Below are 18574 nucleotides of genomic sequence, written 5' to 3'. Positions count from 1 at the left end.
CGTGCCCACGCGGGCATACTCCAAACCCGTGACCCCAGAAGAATCCCGAGACTCCCTTTTTGACGACCTTGGCCCCGAGTCCCCCCGGGACTGGGCCTTGTCGTTGTCCGTGGCTGCCGATAAGGGGCACCGCGACGAGTTGCGCCAGCCAGGTACCGACGAGCTGGCGCCCACCTGGGCCAGCTTTTTCGACCACGTCGGGACCGACGGCCTCGCCGACCTGAACCGCCGCAACGACAACCTGCAGCGACAGATCCGCGACAACGGCGTCACCTACAACGTCTACGCCGACGCCGCCACCGGCCAGCAGCGCCCCTGGGCGCTGGACCTGTTCCCCATGATCGTGAGCCCGAAAGACTGGGCACAGATCGAGGCCGGCGTGCTGCAGCGCACGCGCCTGCTCAACGCCATGATGGCCGACCTGTACGGCCCACGCGAGTTGCTCAAGCGCGCCCTGCTGCCGGCCGCCCTGGTGCAGGGCCACCCGGGCTACCTGCGCGCCATGCAAGGGGTCAAACCGGTGGGCGGCACCTGGCTGCACATCGTGGCATTCGATCTGGCCCACGGGCCGGACGGTCGCTGGTGGGTGGTGGGCCAGCGCACACAGGCGCCCTCGGGCCTGGGCTACCTGCTGGAAAACCGCATTGCCATTGCGCGCCAGTTCCCCAAGGCCTTTGCCGGCATGAAGGTGCAGCGCCTGGCCGCGAGCTACCGCGCACTCATGGACGGCATCAAGGCCATGGCGCCCGAGGGCGAGAACGCGCGCATCGCGCTGCTCACGCCCGGGCCGTACAACGAAACCTATTTCGAACACGCTTACCTCGCGCGCTACCTCGGTCTCACGCTGGTCGAGGGCAACGACCTCACCGTGCGCGACCAGCGCCTCTACCTCAAGACACTCAGCGGCCTCGAGCCGGTGCACGCTTTGATCAAGCGGCTCGACGACGAGTGGCTCGATCCGCTGGAGCTGCGATCCGACTCGCGCCTGGGCGTGCCCGGTCTGCTGCAGGTGCTGCGCGCGGGCAACCTGCTGCTGGCCAACGCACCGGGCTCGGCCCCGCTCGAATCGAGCGCCGTGCTGGGCTTCATGCCCGCCATCAGCCGCCACCTGCTGGGTGAAGAGCTGAGCCTGCCCTCGCTCGCCACCTGGTGGTGCGGCGAAGACGCGGCCCTGCGCGAGGTGCTGCCGCTGCTCAAGGACAGCGTGATCAAGCCCACCTACCCGCACTCGGGCCGCGACACCGCCATGGGCCAGAGCCTGAAAGCGCGCGAGCTTGATGAATGGGCGGGCCGCATGTTGCGGCACCCCGACGACTACACCGTGCAGGCCTGGCTGCCGCTGGCGCAAACCCCCACCTGGATCGGTGAACGACTCGGCGGTTCGCCCGGTCGCATCAAGAACGACGGCACCCCTTCGGCGGGCCAGGCGGAGCCTGGGGTGGGGGCCATTGCACCGCGCTCGTCCATGCTGCGCGTGTTCGCCCTCGCCGACGGCCCCCAAAGCTGGCGCATGCTGCCCGGCGGTCTGGTGCGCCTGGCGCCGCGCGGCCAGCTGATGGCCTCCATGCAACGCGGCGGAAGCAGCGCCGACTGCTGGGTGCAGACCGAGGGCGTGGTGGACCACACCAGCCTGCTGCAAAGCGCGCCCAGCACCATGGCGTTGGCACAGCACAAACGCCCGGTCACCAGCCGCGCTGCGGAAAACCTGTTCTGGCTCGGGCGCTACACCGAGCGCGCGGAAAACAGCATCCGCCTCGCGCAGATCGTGCTCAACCACCTGGGTGGGGAAGAGCCCAACTCCAAGCCGCTCATGGCCTGGCTGTCGGCCACCGCCCACGAGAACTCGCTGGTGTTGCCCGACGTGCCCGCCGCCGAACAATCGGCCCGCGTGTTCGCGCGCTCGCTCATGGCCGGCCTCTCGCCCGAGCCCGGCACGCCCCTGGCCGGGCAGTCGTTCAGCGTGGGCTTCAACCTGCGCGCGCTGAAAGCCTCGGCCGCGCAGGTGCGCGAGCGCCTGTCGCAAGAGCACTGGAATCTGATCGAGCGCACCGAAGCCGGCTTCGCCCGCGACTGCGCCGAGATGGCCGCCGACGCCGAGTACGCCAACACCGAGGCCCTGGCCGCGCTGCAGAACGCGAGCGAGCTGCTCGCCGCCATCACTGGCGCGCAGACCGACCGCATGGTGCGCGACAGCGGCTGGCGCCTGCTCTCGGTGGGCCGCCACATCGAACGCCTGATCACGCTCTCGCGCGCGCTCATGCTCGGACTCGAACACGGGTGCGTGCACGACCAGGCCGGCTTCGAAGCCGTGGTGGCCCTGTTCGACAGCACCATCACCTTTCACGCCCAGTACCAGCAGCGCCGCGACATGGTGGCCCTGATCGACCTGCTGGTGATGGACCGCGACAACCCGCGCTCACTGGCGTGGGTGGTGCAGACCCTGCGCTCCCGCCTGGCCAAACTCTCGCAAAGCGCCACACCGCAAGACGCCGTGCTCGCCCAAGGCCTGCCCGACCCCGACACCTGGGTGCTGGCCGACCTGAGCAACTGGCAGCGCCATCCCGAAGGCAAGCGCCACTGGGGCGATCTGGAAGCGCTGCTCGAAGATTGCGAAGACGCGGCTGGTGAACTTTCTGAAGAAATCACGCGCCTGCACTTCAGTCACGCCGACAGCAAGAACCAGACCTTGAGCGCCTAGGATGAAGCTCCCCCCCATCGCTTGCTCGCTGCGCGTAACCGCTCAGCCCCTCAAGGGGCAACACCTGCGGCCCGGCAAAGCCGGTTCCGCGGTGTTCCCGGCCGGCGTGCCTGGTACGCCTGCGTCTCTCGCTTTGGCTGAATGACAATCTGACATGCTGCTTCGCATTGTTCACACCACCACCTACCGCTACCGCGGCAGTGTGGACATGGCGCAGCACATGGTGCACCTCTCGCCGGTGGACACGCCGACGCAGGCTGTGCAGGCCCACGCGCTGCGCGTCAAGCCCGAGCCTGCGGCGCGCAGCCAGACCACCGATGTCTTCGGCAACCAGCGCACTTTTTTCTCGTTGCAGGCCCCCCATGAAACGCTGGTGGTGGAGGCCGACAGCCTGGTCGAAACCCACGAGCCCGGGCCCCTGCCCGACGACGCCGAGTGGACGGCGCTGAGTTGGGAGCGCGCGCGCAACCACTTCCGCTACCGCGCCGGCGCGCCCTACGATCCGGCGAGCGAGTTCCTCTTTGCCTCGCCCTATGTGCCGCGCGACGACACCTTCATCGCTTTCGCCCGCCCGGCCTTCAAACCGGGCCTGCCGCTGCTCGAGGCTGTGCAGGCGCTGATGGAGCGCATCCACACCGAGATGGAATACAAGACCGCCAGCACCGAGGTGAACACACCGCCGCTGCAGGCGCTGAAACAGGGCAAGGGCGTGTGCCAGGACTTCGCCCACATCATGCTCGGCTGCCTGCGCAGCCTGGGCCTGCCCGCGCGCTACGTGAGCGGCTACCTGCTCACCCAGCCGCCGCCCGGCAAGCCGCGCCTGATCGGCGCGGACGCATCACACGCCTGGGTCTCGGTCTACGCGCCGCTGCCCGCGAGCACCGACGTGGCCGAGGGCGAATCCGCTGCGCCCGAAGGCCTGTGGTTCGACTTCGATCCCACCAACAACCGCAGCGGCCTGGGCAGCCCGGGCGAGGAGTACGTGACCCTCGCCACCGGGCGCGACTTCTCCGATGTCTCGCCCATGCGGGGCGTCATCCAGGGCGGTGCGCGCCACGTGCTGCACGTCGGCGTCACGGTCGCACCGCCCGCCGAATTCGACGCCCTGCAGGGCGCCTGAACATCGCTGCCGGGGCGTTCAGCCCCGGTCAAACACCGGGTCCACCGGCACCTGCAGCGCCGTCGCCAGCTGGTTGGTCTTGGCCGCGAGCGCGACGATGCACATCAGCTCCGCGTGCTGCTCGCGCGTCATGCCCTTGGCCGTGGCCGCCGCCGTGTGCGAGTGCACGCAGTAGCTGCAGCCGTTGATGATGGACGCGGTGATGTAAACCATCTCCTTGGTCAGCGGGTCCAGCGTCGACGGCGTGGCCATCACGCGCTTGACCTCGGCCCAGGTCTGCTCCAGCAGCGCGGCGTCGAACGCCAGGTAGCGCCACATGTTGTTGATGAAGTCGGTCTGGCGCGTGGCGCGAATGTCGTCGAACACGGCCTTGACGCGCGGATCGGCTTCGGGGTTTTGGGGCGGTGTGGTGGTGGACATGGCGTTCGGGATTGAGGCGTGCCTCAATCCTCCTTGATGATGGAATCAGACAAATACTGTTGAAGCGCCTTGAGGGCGGGGACGATGTCGCGAAGAGCCTCGGTGCCAGTCTTGATGCGCGCCGCCCCGCCTTTGAAGTCGAAGCTGCCATATTCGACGTCACACGGGAAGGTGCGTTTTCCGAAGTCCAGCTGTTCAAGCTCGGCCACGGTCATGGTTTCGACGGGCACCTTTCCGCTCATCGCGAAGCAGTGGAGATCACGAGGAGTTACCCCATCCTTGCGGGGCCAATCCACCATAAAAAAGGTAATTCCCGTCGGTCGGGTATCTCGAACTGGCTGCAGTCTCAACTCCAGTCCCGGATAGGCCTTTGGCCGTACGATCAGATGTTCGGGCCAGTTCAGAGGCGGGGCTGGCGCCTTGTAGTTTGGGTTTGGGCATTTCTGCGGATCAAAATGCTCTCTGCACTGTTGCCCCAGCCTGCGGTTGCCCAGCTTTGCACCTACCCGCAAAACCCGCCACTCGGGCGGTATCTGGGTCGGGTGCAGACCGGTGAACTTGGGCGCGTTGGGAACGATCTTCTCGCCGGTCCAATAGAACTCCGCCTCAAAACCCACCGCCCCGCACTCGCCCTCGTCGGTGATGTTCATGTGCGGCACGTTGAAGGCAAACCGCGAAGTGTCGATTTCGCCGCCGCCCATGATCGGGATGCGGGTCTTGTTCTCCATCGAGTCCACGCAGGCTTGCAGACGCGCCTGGTAGTCGGCAAGCCGCTTGTCGATGTTTTGGCTGGCGGGCTTGCAGCCAGTCAGCCATGCCATCAAGGCGATCAGGGCCATCCACTTGGAAATCTTCCTGTACCTGCCCGACAAGCCCTGTGCTGTTGTGTTGTTCACGCTGCTCCCTGAAACGCAATGCTGGTTGGCATGAAGCACCTTCAGCGCGGCTTGCGCGGCGCGGCGCGTTGGTCCACCTTGGGCTTGCGCTCGGGGCTGATGAGGCCCTGCTCACGCAGCGCCTTTTTGCGCTCGGCACGGTCGGCGTCGGACTTCAGCCCGGCGCTCATCCAGCGGCCGAACAGCTCGGGCGTTTCGAGCGTGATGCGGCCGATGTGCTGGTGGCGGAAGTCTGAGATGACGAGTTCGGCCGCTTTCTGCAGGTTGATCTTGCCGCCGCCCGCGAGCGCGCCGCGCTGCCGGCCGATGGCCTCCAGCAGCTCGTCTTCGGGCGCCTGGGCATAGGCCTCGGGCGTGCGGCCCAGCTTGTAGCGGGCTTCGAGCAGCGCGGGGTAGTCGGCCTTGAGCAAGGCCAGCAGCTCATAGGCCACTTCCTGTTCGTCGTAGGCGTTCTTGCCCACCGCGCCGCTGGCGGCCAGGTTGAAGCCGCTCTCGGGCACAAAGATGCGCGGCCAGAGCATGCCGGGTGTGTCGTAGAGGTAGAAGTCGTCGGCCAGAGCGATGCGCGACTCGGTGCGGGTCACGCCGGCTTCGTCGCCGGTCTTGGCCGCGCGTTTGCCTTTGAGCGTGTTGATCAGCGTGGACTTGCCCACGTTGGGAATGCCGCAGATCAGCACGCGCATGGGCTTGACCATGCCGCCGCGCCGGGGCGCGAGCGCGAAGCAGGCCTCGATGAGCGCGCGGGCCGGTGCGGTGTCGCTGGCGTCGAGCGCGATGGCGCGCGTGTTCGGCTGCGCGTTGTAGTGGGCGAGCCAGAGCGCGGTGCGTGTGGGGTCGGCCATGTCCTGCTTGTTGAGCACCTTGAGCGTGGGCCGCCCGCTGGTGAGCTCGGCCATGAGCGGATTGGCGCTGCTGCCGGGCAGGCGCGCGTCGAGCATCTCGATCACCACGTCGATCTCTTTCACGCGCTCGCCGATGGCTTTGCGCGTGAGGTGCATGTGCCCGGGAAACCACTGGATGCTCATTGTTCGTTCTTTCGGTCGGAGCGGGGATTGTGCGCTGGGGAAAAGCCTCTATCGACGGGGCGGAACAGCGTGCCAGAATGGCCCGATCTTTCCACAACGTCCCCAAAGGAGACCCATGAGCATCACCGTGAAGATCGATCTGGGCTACGAGTTCACCGTCAAGGCCAAGGCCAACGAGGTGTTCGAGCTGCTGTCCGACGTGCCGGCTTCGGTCGCCCATTTTCCCAAAGTCGAACAGCTCACCGACATGGGTGGCGGTGTGTACCAGTGGGAGATGGAGAAAGTCGGCACGGCACAGGTCAACATCCAGACCATCTACGCCAGCAAATACATCAGCGATGCGGCCAAAGGCACGGTGAAGTGGACGCCGGTCAAGGGCGTGGGCAACGCGCTGGTGGGTGGCAGTTGGACCACCGTGGACAACAAGAAGTCCACCAGCGTGGCGCTGGCCATCCAGGGCGAGATCGAGGTGCCGCTGCCCGGCCTGATGAAGATGGTGGTGGCCCCCATCGTCGAGGGCGAGTTTGAAAAGCTGGTCGAAAAGTACATCGACAACCTGATCAAACGCTTCGGCGGCGAGGTGTGATTCGCCGCCCGCGTGAGGCGCCTGAGCGCCTCTGCGCGCTGCATGAGTTGTCCCCGCGTTCACTGGACAACCCTGTGAATAACCCACCGCAAGCCATGTACGGCGCTCGCAAGTGCTTGTGGCGCTAGGCACTTCTTCAATTTGCCTGCGAAACAGGCAATGGCACCACGGCGGTTATTCACTTGTCCCGTTAAACCTTGGACAAGCTTGTGCATAAGTCCAGGCAAGCCTTGTAAAAGCAGGCCAAGTGCTTGTTTTAATTGAATATTCTTTAGATCGCCTGTTCAACAGGCAGTGCACGCATGGCCTTCCACTACCCGGAGCAGGCATCACTCGGTTAGATTTGTGCACATGCGAACTTCGCCCGAACCCGACACGTTTCAACTGCATCTGCCACACAAGGGAGAGACCCTGACCGTGCCGGCCGAAACCACACTGCTGCGCGCGCTGCTGGACGCTGGCGTGCCTTGGCCGGCCTCGTGCCGCAACGGCACCTGCCGCGCGTGCATCGGCCAGTTGGTGAGCGGAACGGTGCGCTACAGCGTGGCGTGGCCGGGGCTGCTGCCCGAAGAAAAGGCGAAGGGCTGTGTGCTGCCCTGCGTGGCGAGCCCGACCAGCGACGTGGTGCTCGCGCCGCCGATCGATTGAGGCCGCTTCAGCCGCGCAAGTTCTGCGCGAAGAAAGCCATGGTGCGCTCCCACGACAGCTTGGCCGCGGCCGCGTCGAAACGCGGCGTGGTGTCGTTGTTGAAGCCGTGCTGGGTGCCGGCGTACTGGTGCGCGGTGTACTTGGCACCGGCCGCCTTGAGCGCGGCCTCATAGGCAGGCCAGGCGGCGTTGATGCGCTCATCGACCGCGGCGAAGTGGATCAACAGCGGCGCCTTGACCTTGGCCGCGTCCTCGACCGGCGGGAGGTTGCCGTAATACGGCACGGCCGCGGCCAGATCGGGCAGCTGTGTGGCCAGCATGTGGGCGATGCCGCCGCCATAACAAAAGCCCACCACGCCCACGCGCCCGCTGCTGTCGGGCCGTGCCTTGAGCACCCCCGCCGCGGCGATGAAGTCCTGCCGCGTCTTGGCCTGATCGAGTTGCCCGAACATGGTGCGCGCCTTGTCTTCGTCGCCCGGGTAGCCGCCCAGCGGCGTGAGGGCGTCGGGGGCGAAGGCGAGGTAGCCGTCCACCGCCAGGCGGCGCGCGATGTCCTCGATGTGCGGGTTCAGGCCTCGGTTTTCGTGCACCACCAGCACGGCGGGCAGCTTGCCGCTGGCGTTGGCCGGTTTGGCCACGTAGGCCTTGACGGTTCCGTACCCGTTGGGTGACGCAAAGTCCACGCGCTCGGTGCGGATGCGCGGATCGCCTTGCGGCACCACCTGGGCGATGGCGAAATCCGGGCTGAGCGCGGCGAGGATGCCGGCCGCCGTCAGTCCACCCACCGCGAACCGGGCGGCCTGATCAAGAAAGCCACGGCGGTCGATGTCGCCATGCACATAGGCGTCGAACAGGATCAGCAATTCCTGATCAAAGTCCGCTGCCGTCAATCGGGGTGTCCTGGCCATGGGCGTCTCCTTTGAAAAAGACACCCAGCTTATCGGCCTGTGGCGGAGGCCGGAGTACACCCACGCGCAGCGCGGGTTTCCAGCGTGACAGGGTTCAGGCCAGCGCGGCGCTGGGCGTCTGGGCCCGTCCCAGGCGGTGTTCCGACACGTATTCCTGGCGGTAGATCTCGAAGGGCATGGTGTCGGCGTCTTCAATGGCACGCTGATCGACCAGCGACTTCGCCGCCGTGGCCTCGTAGCGGGCCTGTTGCTTGGACGACCAGGGCAGCGCCAGCAACTGGCGGTGGATCTCGCCCGACTGCTCGCGCGCAAAGGCCACGAAAGAATCGCCATGGCGCTCCTGCACCGCTCGCAACACGCGCGCCGAAGGCAAGGTGTCGGGCGCTTGCAGCGAGGCGCGCGCCTGTGCGACGGCTTGCACGTGTTCGTCGCCACCGTGCAGCGCGTCCAGCCGCTCGGCCAAGGGCACCAGCCGGTCAATGATCTCCAGGCCCCATTGCTGCAGCGGCACGCTCTGTCCGTTGCGCTGCAGGTTCAGACCTGGCTCGCGGCCACGGGCCGCCGTGAGGTGCTGGTTGTGCGCGAGTTCGTGGATCTCGTCGGGGGTGTCGGGCGGGCTGTCACTCAACAGGCAGTGCAGCAAGAACACGTCGAGGAAGCGCAATGTGGGTGCGCCGATGCCAATGGGCTCGAACGGGTTGAGGTCCATGAGACGGACCTCGATGTACTCCACGCCACGCTCGCGCAGCGCGTGCAACGGGCGCTCGCCCTGGTAGATCACGCGTTTGGGGCGGATGGTGCCGTAGAACTCGTTTTCGATCTGCAGCAGCGTGGTGGCGAGCTGGTTGTAGTCGCCGCCCGGGTTGCGGATGCCCACGGTCTCGTAGGCGGGCCAGGGGCGGGTCAGCGCATCGTGCAGCGAAGCCGCGTAGCCCTCCAGTCCGTTGTAGCTCACGGCCAGCGTGGACTGCGCATCGCTCTGGTAACCCAGGCGACCCATGCGCAGCGAGGTGCCGTGCGGCATGTGCAACGAGCCATTGGTGCCCAGCGGTTGCAGCTCGTGCTGGCGGCCTTCGACGAAGCTGGAGCACACGGCGGGTGAAGCGCCGAACAGCGTGAGCAGCAGAAACGCGTGGCGGCGGAAGTTGCGGATCAGGGCGAAGTAGCCGTCGTTGTCGACACCCGGCAGCGACCAGTTGTAGTGGATGCCCGAGATGGTCTGCATGCGGCGGCCGTAGCGGTGGCCCAGGCCCATGCGGTAAACGCTCTTGGCACGGCCCACGTTGGACGAACCGTAGCGCCCGAGCGGGATGGTTTCGTCGGTCGGCAGGCCACACGGCATGCTGGAGGCCCACATCATTTCCTCGCCCGCCGCCTTGAGGCTGCGCACCGTGAACTGGTGCACCTCGGCCAGCTCATCAAGGCAAGCCTGCACGCTGCCGTGCACGCCGGTGATCAGCTCCAGCTGCGACTCAGAGTAGTCGGTGGTGATGTGAGGGTGGGTCAGCGCACTGCCCAGCGCCGCAGGGTGCGGCGTGAGCGCGAGTTTGCCGTCCGGCTGCGAGCGCAGGCTTTCTTTTTCGAGGCCGCGCTTCATGCCTCGCAGGCGCTCGTTGCCCAGGGCATGCAGCCGGTGTTTCAGAGAGGTCATAAGGGTCTTGTTCGGGTCCGGGGCCGGAAGTTAACACGGCTGTGCGATTCCTGCTGGCGGCGTGGCGATGGGGTTTTCTGGCAGGAAACGGCGCGCCACGGGCGCCACCGGGCGCACCGGCGTGGCCAGTCCGGCGGCGTTGGACGCCAGCCAGGCTTCGATCTGCTGTGGCTCGGTGCAGGTGCGAAGCGCGTCAAACGCCACCTGCGCCTCGGGATAACGCTTGCGCAGATAGTTGAGCCACTGCTTCAGGCGCCCGGCACGGTGGCGCCGCTCCACCCGACCACTCACCTGCTGCCAATACACCGACAGCAAGGGTGTGATGTCGCTCCACGGCACGCTGCCCTGCCCTTTGATCGCCAGCGCCAGGCCCGGGTCGGTCACCATGCCACGGCCGATCATGAGCGCGTCGCAACCCGTCACCTCGCGGCAGCGCTCGGCGTCGGCCACGCTCCATATCTCGCCGTTGGCGATCACCCGCATGGGCCCCGACGGCAGCGCACCGCGCACCTCGGCGATGCGGTCCCAATAGGCCGGCGGGCGGTAGCCATGGGCCTTGGTGCGCGCGTGGATCACCAGCTCGTCGGCGCCGGCCTGGGCAATCGCCTGCGCGCAGTCTTCCGCCCGGTGGTCGTCGTTGAAGCCCAGCCGCATCTTGGCCGACACCGGCACCTGGGCCGGCACGGCGCGGCGCACGGCCTCGACGATGCGGCCGATCAGCTCGGGTTCGTCCAGCAGCACCGCACCACCCCGGCTCTGGTTCACCGTCTTGGCCGGGCAACCGAAGTTCAGGTCCACGCCAAACGGGCTGATCGCGGCCAGGCGCTCGGCGTTGTCGGCCAGGCAGGCCGGGTCAGAGCCCAGCAGCTGGGGCCGCACCGGCACGCCAGCCCGGGTGCGCCCGCCATTCTGCAGCTCGGGCACCACGCGGAAAAAGGCGCGCTCGGGCAGCACGGTGTTGGTGACCCGAATGAACTCGCTCACGCAGCGATCAATGCCGCCGGTGCGCGTGAGCACATCGCGCAGCGTCGCGTCGAGCAGGCCTTCCATCGGCGCGAGCATGAGGTTCAGGGGGGTTTGCATGGTTCTCCGGCGCGGGAGAACAGGCTCCGGCCAGCACCGGGATTGTAGGGAGCTCACACGTGAACGACGGCCTTGCCCGGAACATGGGCCTCCCGCTACCATGCCCTGTTGTGCCTTTGTCGCCCCGGAGTTGCCCCATGTTTTTACCAACGCTGACGCGTGTCCATCGAACCCTTTGGGTCGGCCTGTTGTTGAGCGCTTCGCTGGCATCGGCCCAGACCACCAAGACGCCGGTCGACGCGACCCGCATGGGCTCGTTCAAACAGGTTCAGGGCGAGATTCAGTTGGGCCATGAACCAGGCCGCACAACGCCGGCGCCTGGCGACGCGCTGCGCCAGGGCGACCGCGTGCGCACAGGCCAGACAGGGGGCGCCAGCATCGTGCTCAAGGACGGCACGGTGCTGACCATGGGGCCGAACACGACCGTCGATCTCAGCCAGTTCCAATTTGATTCGACCACGCAGAGCGGCAACTTCGTGCTGGATCTGCTGCAAGGGTCTGTGCGCGTCGTCACAGGACTGCTGGCCAAGGCCAACCCCGAGCGCTTCAAGGTGCGCACACCGACGTCGGTGGTGGGTGTGCGGGGCACCGATTTCATCGTCGAAGCGGCGTCGCCAGAGCCCCTCTCTTACTACCTGCGTCACCACTGGAATGACCATAGTAGACTGCGCCGATGACGCCACGTAGCAACGCCAGCGTGCGGTTCGACACACTCGGTCGCGAATGATTCCGATGGCTCCAGCCCCCCACCGATCCCTCCTTTTGGCGCTCTCGGCCTGCCTGTGCGCAGCAGCCTGCGCCCCGGCCAGCCGCGTGCTGCTCCTGCCTCAGGACGGGGTGAAGAGCGCGGTGAACGTCAGCACCGCCACCGCGAGCGTCGAGCTGTCCTCTCCCTACGCGGTCGCCGAGATCGGACGCAAGGGCAACGTCGAGCAACTCACCTCCAGCGAAGCCGAGGTGCGCGAGCGCTACCCGACACTGCTTTCGCTGCAACCTCCCGCGCCGCAGCGCTACACGCTGAACTTCCAGCCGGGCACATCGGACCTCACGCCGGAGTCGATGGCCGGGCTCGACGCGATCCTGGCCGCCGCCCGGGCACGCAGTGGTGGCGAAATCGTGATCGTGGGCCACACCGACCGGCAAGGCGCGGCCGACGACAACGACGCGCTGTCGCTGCGACGCGCCGACGCCATCCGCGACGTGCTGGTTGCGCGCGGCTTCAAGGCCGACCTCATTGACGCGGTAGGCCGCGGCGAGCGCGAACCGGTGGTGCCCACCGACGACGACGTGCCCGAACCCCGCAACCGGCGGGCCGACATCATCGTCCGCTGAGCACGGACATGGGCGAACACAGCCTCACCGCGTCCTTGCGGGCTTTGTTGCAGTCGCGTCGCACCGCTGCGCTGGGCTCCCTCGACGCTTCGGGCGACGTCTTCGTGTCGATGGTGCCGTTCGCCATCGACACCGAAGCGCACGAACTGATCCTTCACGTGAGCGCGCTGGCCGCCCACACCGGCAACATGCAGCGCACACCGCGCGTGTCACTGCTGGTGTGCGCGCCAGAAGTGGCCGATGAGCCGGTGCACGCCCTGCCGCGCGTGACCCTGGACGCGCTCGCCCGCACGGCCGTGCCCGACACCGACGAAGCATTGGAGGCGCGGCGGACCTACCTGCAAAGGTTTCCCGAGGCCGAGCCCATGACCGCGCTGGGCGATTTCCGCTTCGTGCGCCTGCAACTGCTCGGGGCGCGTCAGGTGGCCGGCTTCGGTGCTGCGCGCAGCCTGCCGGCCGACGAAATCCGTCGGGCGCTGGCGTCAACAACCCCGTGAATGCCCTTCTGAACCTCGTGCACGCCGACGAGAGCTTGCTGGTCTTCGACAAGCCCGCTGGCCTGCTCGCCGTGCCCGGTCGCGGGCCGGACAAACAAGACTGCCTGAGCACCCGCGCCCAGGCGGCCTACCCCGATGCGCTGGTGGTGCACCGGCTCGACATGGCGACCTCAGGGCTGGTGCTCATGGCGCGTGGCATCGAAGCACAACGGCGCCTGAGCCTGGCGTTCGAGAAGCGCCGGGTGCACAAGCGCTACCTCGCCGTGGTCGCGGGCCAACTGCTCAACCCGCAGCCCGACAACGGCTGGAACACCATCGACCTGCCCCTGATCCTGGACTGGATGGCACGGCCGCGCAGCATCGTTGATCACGCCATCGGCAAGCCCAGCCTCACGCGCTGGCGCCACGCTTCGGGCGGCACGCCCATCGCGGGCACCACCCGCCTGGAGCTGGAGCCCGTCACCGGCCGCTCGCACCAGCTGCGCGTGCACCTGCAGGCCATCGGCTTCCCCATCGTGGGCGACCCGCTGTACGCGAGCCCGGCCCAGGAGGCCATGGCCGGGCGGCTGCTGTTGCACGCGCAAGCCATCGAGATTCCGCACCCTGCCACTGGCGACATGCGGGCTTTCGAGGCGCCTTGCCCGTTCTGAAGCCCGGCCCTGGCAAACTGGCGCCATGCACGATCTGATCATCCTCACCGGCGCGTCGCGCGGCCTGGGTCTGGCCATGGCCCGTCAGCTGATTGCACCCGGCCGCCCGCTGCTTTGCCTGTCGCGCAAGACCAGTCCCGAGCTCGCCGAACTGGCCCACGCACAGCGCGCGACCGTGATGCAGTGGAGCCTGGACCTGTTGGACGGTGCGGGCGCTGCGGCGAGGCTGGCGCAATGGCTGTCGCAGCTCGATGCCCCGAGCCTGGCCAGCGCCACGCTGATCAACAACGCCGGCATGATCCCGCGCATCGGCCCGCTGCAAGACTGCCCGCCCGAGGAGCTGACGGCCGCGCTGCGGGTCGGGCTGGAAGCGCCCATGCTGCTGACCGGCGCGTTCCTGCGCGCCACCGCCGCCTGGGTCGATGGCGGGTGGCGCGGCCACCGCAAGGTGCTCAACATTTCGTCCGGCCTCGGGCGCCGCGCCATGGCGGCCCAGGCGCCGTACTGCGCCGCCAAGGCCGGCCTGGACCACTTCACCCGCTGCAGCGCGCTGGACGAAGCCGGTCGCCCGCACGGTGCCAAGCTGGTGTCGCTCGCGCCCGGCGTGATCGACACCGACATGCAGGTGCAACTGCGCGCGGGCGACCCCGAGGCGTTCCCCGACCTGCAGCGTTTTGTGCAACTGAAACAGCAGGGGCAACTCAGCAGCCCCGACGAAGCCGCCGCCCGCGTGCTGGCCTTTCTGAACCACCCCCACTTCGGCCAGGAGCCGGTGGCCGATGTGCGCGGCTGACCTGCGCCGACGCAGCCTGCTGGGCGTCGGCGCGCTCGGCATGGTCACGCGCTGGGCCAGCGCCGCCGACGACGTTGATTTCTGGCGCCAACTGCGCGCGGGCGGCTGCATAGTGCTCATGCGCCACGCCACCACCGAGCCAGGCACCGGCGACCCACCCGAATTCCGCCTGGGCGACTGTCGCACGCAGCGCAACCTGAGCGAAGAAGGCCGGGCGCAGGCGCGCCGGGTCGGGCAGGCCTTTGCGGCGCAAGGCATGGCCCCACCCATGGTGCGCTCCAGCGCCTGGTGCCGCTGCACCGAAACCGCCCAGCTGGCCTTCGGTGCGCACAGCGTGTGGCCGGCCATCAACTCCTTTTTCCAGGGCGACGTCGGTCCGGCGCAGACGCGCGAGGTGCTGCAGGCCCTGGCCGCCCACCGCGCGCCCGGCAACCTGGTGCTGGTCACGCACCAGGTCAACATCTCGGCGCTGACCGGCGAATACCCGGCCATGGGCGAGCTGTTTCTGACCCGGCCACCGGCCAGCGATGGGCGGCTCAAGGTCCTCGCCCGCCAGCGCCCCTGACACCTTGGCGCGGGCCGGCGTGGCTGGCACAAGGCCCGTGTAAGCCAGCCACGCTTACCATGAGGCGTTGATCGTTCGATCAGCGGTCCCACCGACCTGCACGCCCATTCCACACACACAGGAGATGAACATGAGCCGAGAAGTTGTTGTCGTCAGCGCCGCCCGCACCGCCATTGGCACCTATGGCGGCAGCCTCAAGGACACGCCGCCCACCGAGCTGGCGGCCCTGGTCGTCAAGGAAACGCTGGCCCGTGCCGGCGTGGACGGCAAGGACGTCGGCCATGTGGTGTTCGGCCACGTGGTCAACACCGAACCCAAAGACATGTACCTCTCCCGCGTCGCCGCGGTCAACGGCGGCTGCGCCGAAGGCACGCCCGCGTTCAACGTCAACCGCCTGTGCGGCTCGGGCCTGCAGGCCATCATTTCGGCCAGCCAGGCGATCCTGCTCGGTGACTGCGACATCGCCATCGGCGGCGGCGCGGAAAACATGAGCCGCGGCCCCTACGCCAGCCTCTCGGCCCGCTGGGGCGCGCGCATGGGCGACAGCAAGATGGTCGACATGGTGGTCGGCGCGCTGCACGACCCCTTCCACACCATCCACATGGGCGTGACCGCCGAAAACGTCGCCACCAAATACGGCATCACGCGCGACATGCAAGACGCGCTGGCCGTCGAAAGCCACAACCGCGCGCAACGCGCCACCGAAGCCGGCTATTTCAAGGACCAGATCGTGCCGGTCATGCAGAAGAGCAAGAAGGGCGAAGTGGCCTACGCCACCGACGAGCACTTCCGCCCCAACTGCAAGCTCGAAGACATGGCCAAACTCAAGCCGGTGTTCGTGAAGGAAAATGGCACCGTGACCGCCGGCAACGCCTCGGGCATCAACGACGCCGCCGCGGCCGTGGTGCTGATGGAGGCGGGTGTGGCCAAGGCCCGTGGAGCCAAGCCGCTGGCCCGCCTGGTCGGCTATGCCCACACCGGCGTGGACCCCAAGATCATGGGCATCGGCCCGGTGTCGGCCTCGCGCCTGGCGCTGCAGAAAGCCGGCCTCACCGTCAACGACATGGACGTGATCGAGGCCAACGAGGCCTTCGCCGCGCAGGCCTGTGCCGTGACAAAAGAACTCGGCCTGGATCCTGCCAAGGTCAATCCCAACGGCTCGGGCATTTCGCTCGGCCACCCGATCGGCGCCACCGGTGCGCTGATCACGGTGAAGGCGCTGTACGAGCTGGAGCGCATCAACGGCCGCTACGCGCTGGTGACGATGTGCATCGGCGGCGGCCAGGGCATCGCCGCGGTATTCGAAAGGGTGTGAACACCCTCACTCCGCGCCGCTTCGCGTCTTGACTGGGGCGCTGGTGCCGTCAACACTGGCGCTCTTTGTCTTTCTATTTGCAGTCGCACCCCATGACACGTGAACACACCACCGGTGCCACCTGGGCGCCCATGTTGGCCGAGCTGGAGCGCGGCCTGCTGCAGCGCGACGTGGCGGCCCGGGCGCTGCTGCTGGCGGCGCTCGCGGGTGAGCACGTGCTGCTGCTCGGCCCGCCGGGCACGGCCAAGAGCGAGCTCGCTCGGCGGCTGCAGCGCTTGCTGCCCGGTGCACACTATTTCGAGCGCCTGCTCACGCGTTTCACCGTGCCCGAGGAACTGTTTGGCCCGCTCTCGCTGCGCGCGCTGGAAAACGACCGCTACGAGCGCCTGACCGAGGGCTACCTGCCGAGCGCCGAGGTGGCGTTTCTCGACGAGGTGTTCAAGGCCAATTCCGCCATCCTCAACACCCTGCTCGGCCTGCTGCACGAGCGCCAGTTCGACAACGGCAGCCAGCGTGTGCCGGTGCCGCTGGTGTGTCTGGTCGGCGCGAGCAACGAGCAGCCACAGGACGACAGCCTGCTCGCGTTTTATGACCGCTTCCTGCTGCGCGTGCCGGTGCAGCCGGTGGACGACGAGCACTTTGCGGCGCTGCTGCAGGCAGACGCCTTCGACGCCCGCCCGGTGCCCGCCGAGGCCCTGATCGACCTGGAACAGATCGAGGCGCTTCGCCAGCGTGCGGCAACGCTGCCGCTGGGCGAAGGCGCCCTGGCTCTGCTGCTGCAGGCTCGGCAGCACGCTGCCGCGTCGGGCCAGACGGTCTCCGACCGCCGCTGGCGACAGCTCGTGGCGCTGCTGCAATGGCAGGCCGCCAGCTGCGACGCCCCGGCCGTGGGCGAATGGGACCTGTGGGTGCTGCCGTATGTGCTGGCGGCCGACCCAGCCCACGTGCCCGGCTGGACCCGGTTCTTTCTCGACGCGGTGGCGCACACCGCACCGCAGCCCATCGACGGCCTGGAGCGTGCCGTGATGGCCTTCGAACATCAGCTCGACACCGAACGCCGCGCCCCGCACGACGCGCAAGACGACAGCGCGGGCAAGCTGGCGCTGGCACGCGCCATCACCCGGCCCGGCGAAGAGAGCGAGATGGTGCGCATCACCAGCGAGCGCGCCCAGCGTCGCTACAGCCCGGTGCACATCGAGGCGCGCGTGGCGCAATGCGATGCGCTGCTGGAGCAGCTGGTGGCGCTGCACAACGAGCGGCTGAACGAAGCCCTCGCGGTGCTGGGCAAGGCCCGCGCGCACGCCTGGCTGCCGCCGTCCTGGCTGCTGCAGATCGAGGCGGTGCACGCCGAGCGCTGTGGCCAGCTCGCCGTGCTCTGCGCGCAGCACCAGTCCACGCGCCACGGTTTTGCGGCGCTGCCGGTGGACGATGCGCTGACCGACCTCCCCACACCGGTGAACTGGGAAGCCCCGTGACAGCATTGACCGACTCGGCCAGAACGGGCGGGTCGGCCGGCCACGCGCCGTCGCCGGGTGTGCGCCGCCCTGCGGTCGGTCCACCGAACAGCGGCCCCGTTGAAGCACTGGCGCCACCGGATGCGCCCTACCAACATCTCGGCGAACTCCCGCGCGAACTCTGGCGCTGGGCGGTGGTGTGCAGCAGCGGCGAGGCACCGCGCCGCCTGCCCGAACTGGTGCGGTGGGTCCAGGCCCTGCTGGACGGCGCGCTGCCCGACCCGGCGCACGATTTCGGCGACGCCGCCGCCACGCAGGCGCTGCGCCCGCTGCTCGCCGAGCTCGACCTGCTGACCCTCACCCGCCAAAGCCCGCCGCTCACCCAACAGGTGATGCAAAGCCTGCTCTGGCACCTGGACAGCCTGATCGACCGCCCGGCGGACCAACCCCGGGCGCAGGCCATTGCGCGCATGGCCGCCGGCTTCCGCGAGACCTGGGACGTGCAGCGTCAGGGCTGGGACGAGGTGCTGGCCCTGCTGCAATCGCTGGGCGATCTGGCGCACCTGCGCTGGGACGACCTGGCCGGCCAGCTGCACCGCCGTGAGTGGCAGGAAGCGCGCCGCATCGGCGAACTGCTGCAGCGCCTGCCCACGCTCGCCACCTTCATCGACAGCGTCGGCCGCCGCGAGACCGACCACCGGCAGCCACCCGCGGTCAGCGCGCGCCCTGAACCGGCGCCGCAAGCCCCCGCAGCGCGGCACCCCGCCGACGAAGAAGAGCGCCGGCCCGAGCCGACCGCCATCGACGGCGTGCGCCGCTCGCGCCAGCTCGCGCGCATGACCGGCAGTGAGAGCCTGAACCTCACCCACCCCACGCTGCGCCGCCTGTGGCGCGCGCGGTGTGCCGAGGCCCAGCTGCTGAGCTATGACGACCG

Annotated in this window: 18 protein-coding genes and 1 pseudogene; 13 read left to right on the top strand and 6 right to left on the bottom strand. The window is 68.1% G+C overall.

Features of this window, described 5'->3' with window-relative positions; all coding sequences use genetic code 11:
• Nucleotides 1–103 precede the first annotated feature (103 nt).
• On the top strand, nt 104–2698 hold the full coding sequence (locus B0E41_RS04465; protein ID WP_253194614.1) for a circularly permuted type 2 ATP-grasp protein: 2595 nt from the start codon (nt 104–106) through the stop codon (nt 2696–2698).
• 154 nt (nt 2699–2852) lie between these two features.
• Nucleotides 2853–3818 (top strand): transglutaminase family protein, encoded by a 966-nt coding sequence (locus B0E41_RS04460; protein WP_077329272.1) that lies wholly within the window; start codon nt 2853–2855, stop codon nt 3816–3818.
• Between the two features lie 18 nt (nt 3819–3836).
• Here the strand turns inward: B0E41_RS04460 and B0E41_RS04455 are convergent, their stop codons facing one another.
• The 3 genes from B0E41_RS04455 to ylqF form a co-directional block, all read right to left on the bottom strand.
• On the bottom strand, nt 3837–4238 hold the full coding sequence (locus B0E41_RS04455) for a carboxymuconolactone decarboxylase family protein (RefSeq protein ID WP_077329269.1): 402 nt from the start codon (nt 4236–4238) through the stop codon (nt 3837–3839).
• A gap of 23 nt (nt 4239–4261) precedes the next feature.
• Nucleotides 4262–5077 carry a hypothetical protein gene (locus B0E41_RS04450; protein ID WP_143433655.1) on the bottom strand — a complete coding sequence of 272 codons (816 nt, stop codon included), beginning with the start codon at nt 5075–5077 and terminating at the stop codon, nt 4262–4264.
• A 98-nt stretch (nt 5078–5175) separates the two neighbouring features.
• On the bottom strand, nt 5176–6159 hold the full coding sequence (gene ylqF / locus B0E41_RS04445) for a ribosome biogenesis GTPase YlqF (RefSeq protein WP_077329263.1): 984 nt from the start codon (nt 6157–6159) through the stop codon (nt 5176–5178).
• A 115-nt stretch (nt 6160–6274) separates the two neighbouring features.
• On the opposite strand from ylqF, the gene B0E41_RS04440 reads away from it, so the two are divergent.
• Nucleotides 6275–6745: a hypothetical protein gene (locus tag B0E41_RS04440; RefSeq protein WP_077329260.1), complete on the top strand. Its 471-nt coding sequence runs from the start codon at nt 6275–6277 to the stop codon at nt 6743–6745.
• A gap of 351 nt (nt 6746–7096) precedes the next feature.
• Nucleotides 7097–7393 (top strand): 2Fe-2S iron-sulfur cluster binding domain-containing protein, encoded by a 297-nt coding sequence (locus tag B0E41_RS04435; RefSeq protein ID WP_077329258.1) that lies wholly within the window; start codon nt 7097–7099, stop codon nt 7391–7393.
• A gap of 7 nt (nt 7394–7400) precedes the next feature.
• Here the strand turns inward: B0E41_RS04435 and B0E41_RS04430 are convergent, their stop codons facing one another.
• The 3 genes from B0E41_RS04430 to B0E41_RS04420 form a co-directional block, all read right to left on the bottom strand.
• Nucleotides 7401–8300 (bottom strand): dienelactone hydrolase family protein, encoded by a 900-nt coding sequence (locus B0E41_RS04430; RefSeq protein ID WP_077329256.1) that lies wholly within the window; start codon nt 8298–8300, stop codon nt 7401–7403.
• A gap of 94 nt (nt 8301–8394) precedes the next feature.
• Nucleotides 8395–9951 carry a glutamate--cysteine ligase gene (gene gshA / locus B0E41_RS04425; RefSeq protein WP_077329254.1) on the bottom strand — a complete coding sequence of 519 codons (1557 nt, stop codon included), beginning with the start codon at nt 9949–9951 and terminating at the stop codon, nt 8395–8397.
• A 30-nt stretch (nt 9952–9981) separates the two neighbouring features.
• A complete protein-coding gene (locus B0E41_RS04420; protein WP_253194610.1) occupies nt 9982–11034 on the bottom strand; it encodes a tRNA-dihydrouridine synthase in 1053 nt (350 codons plus the stop codon).
• Between the two features lie 137 nt (nt 11035–11171).
• Here B0E41_RS04420 and B0E41_RS04415 point away from each other — a divergent pair, with 137 nt between their 5' ends.
• The 9 genes and pseudogenes from B0E41_RS04415 to B0E41_RS04375 form a co-directional block, all read left to right on the top strand.
• Entirely contained in the window at nt 11172–11711 is a 540-nt protein-coding gene (locus B0E41_RS04415) for a FecR family protein (protein ID WP_077329252.1), read from the top strand.
• 136 nt (nt 11712–11847) lie between these two features.
• On the top strand, nt 11848–12366 hold the full coding sequence (locus tag B0E41_RS04410) for an OmpA family protein (protein WP_171984662.1): 519 nt from the start codon (nt 11848–11850) through the stop codon (nt 12364–12366).
• An 8-nt stretch (nt 12367–12374) separates the two neighbouring features.
• Nucleotides 12375–12863, top strand: coding sequence for a pyridoxamine 5'-phosphate oxidase family protein (locus tag B0E41_RS04405; protein ID WP_077329248.1), 489 nt, complete (start codon nt 12375–12377; stop codon nt 12861–12863).
• Nucleotides 12860–13513: an RluA family pseudouridine synthase gene (locus B0E41_RS04400; protein WP_077329246.1), complete on the top strand. Its 654-nt coding sequence runs from the start codon at nt 12860–12862 to the stop codon at nt 13511–13513. The genes B0E41_RS04405 and B0E41_RS04400 overlap by 4 nt, the downstream gene beginning before the upstream one ends.
• Before the next feature lie 25 nt (nt 13514–13538).
• A complete protein-coding gene (locus B0E41_RS04395) occupies nt 13539–14306 on the top strand; it encodes an SDR family NAD(P)-dependent oxidoreductase (protein WP_077329244.1) in 768 nt (255 codons plus the stop codon).
• Entirely contained in the window at nt 14293–14871 is a 579-nt protein-coding gene (locus tag B0E41_RS04390) for a histidine phosphatase family protein (RefSeq protein WP_077329242.1), read from the top strand. Before B0E41_RS04395 ends, B0E41_RS04390 begins: the two co-directional genes overlap by 14 nt.
• 130 nt (nt 14872–15001) lie before the next feature.
• Nucleotides 15002–16186, top strand: a complete 1185-nt coding sequence (gene bktB, locus B0E41_RS04385) for a beta-ketothiolase BktB (protein WP_077329240.1) — start codon at nt 15002–15004, stop codon at nt 16184–16186.
• Nucleotides 16187–16278: 92 nt separating this feature from the next.
• Nucleotides 16279–17661 (top strand): AAA family ATPase, encoded by a 1383-nt coding sequence (locus B0E41_RS04380; protein ID WP_077329238.1) that lies wholly within the window; start codon nt 16279–16281, stop codon nt 17659–17661.
• Nucleotides 17658–18574: pseudogene (locus tag B0E41_RS04375) on the top strand (hypothetical protein); the annotation flags it as partial. The gene B0E41_RS04380 and the pseudogene B0E41_RS04375, both read left to right, overlap by 4 nt.

It is taken from the genome of Hydrogenophaga sp. A37 (genome assembly GCF_002001205.1).
GTDB lineage: Bacteria > Pseudomonadota > Gammaproteobacteria > Burkholderiales > Burkholderiaceae_C > Hydrogenophaga.
This window is presented reverse-complemented; position numbering and strand designations above follow the sequence as displayed.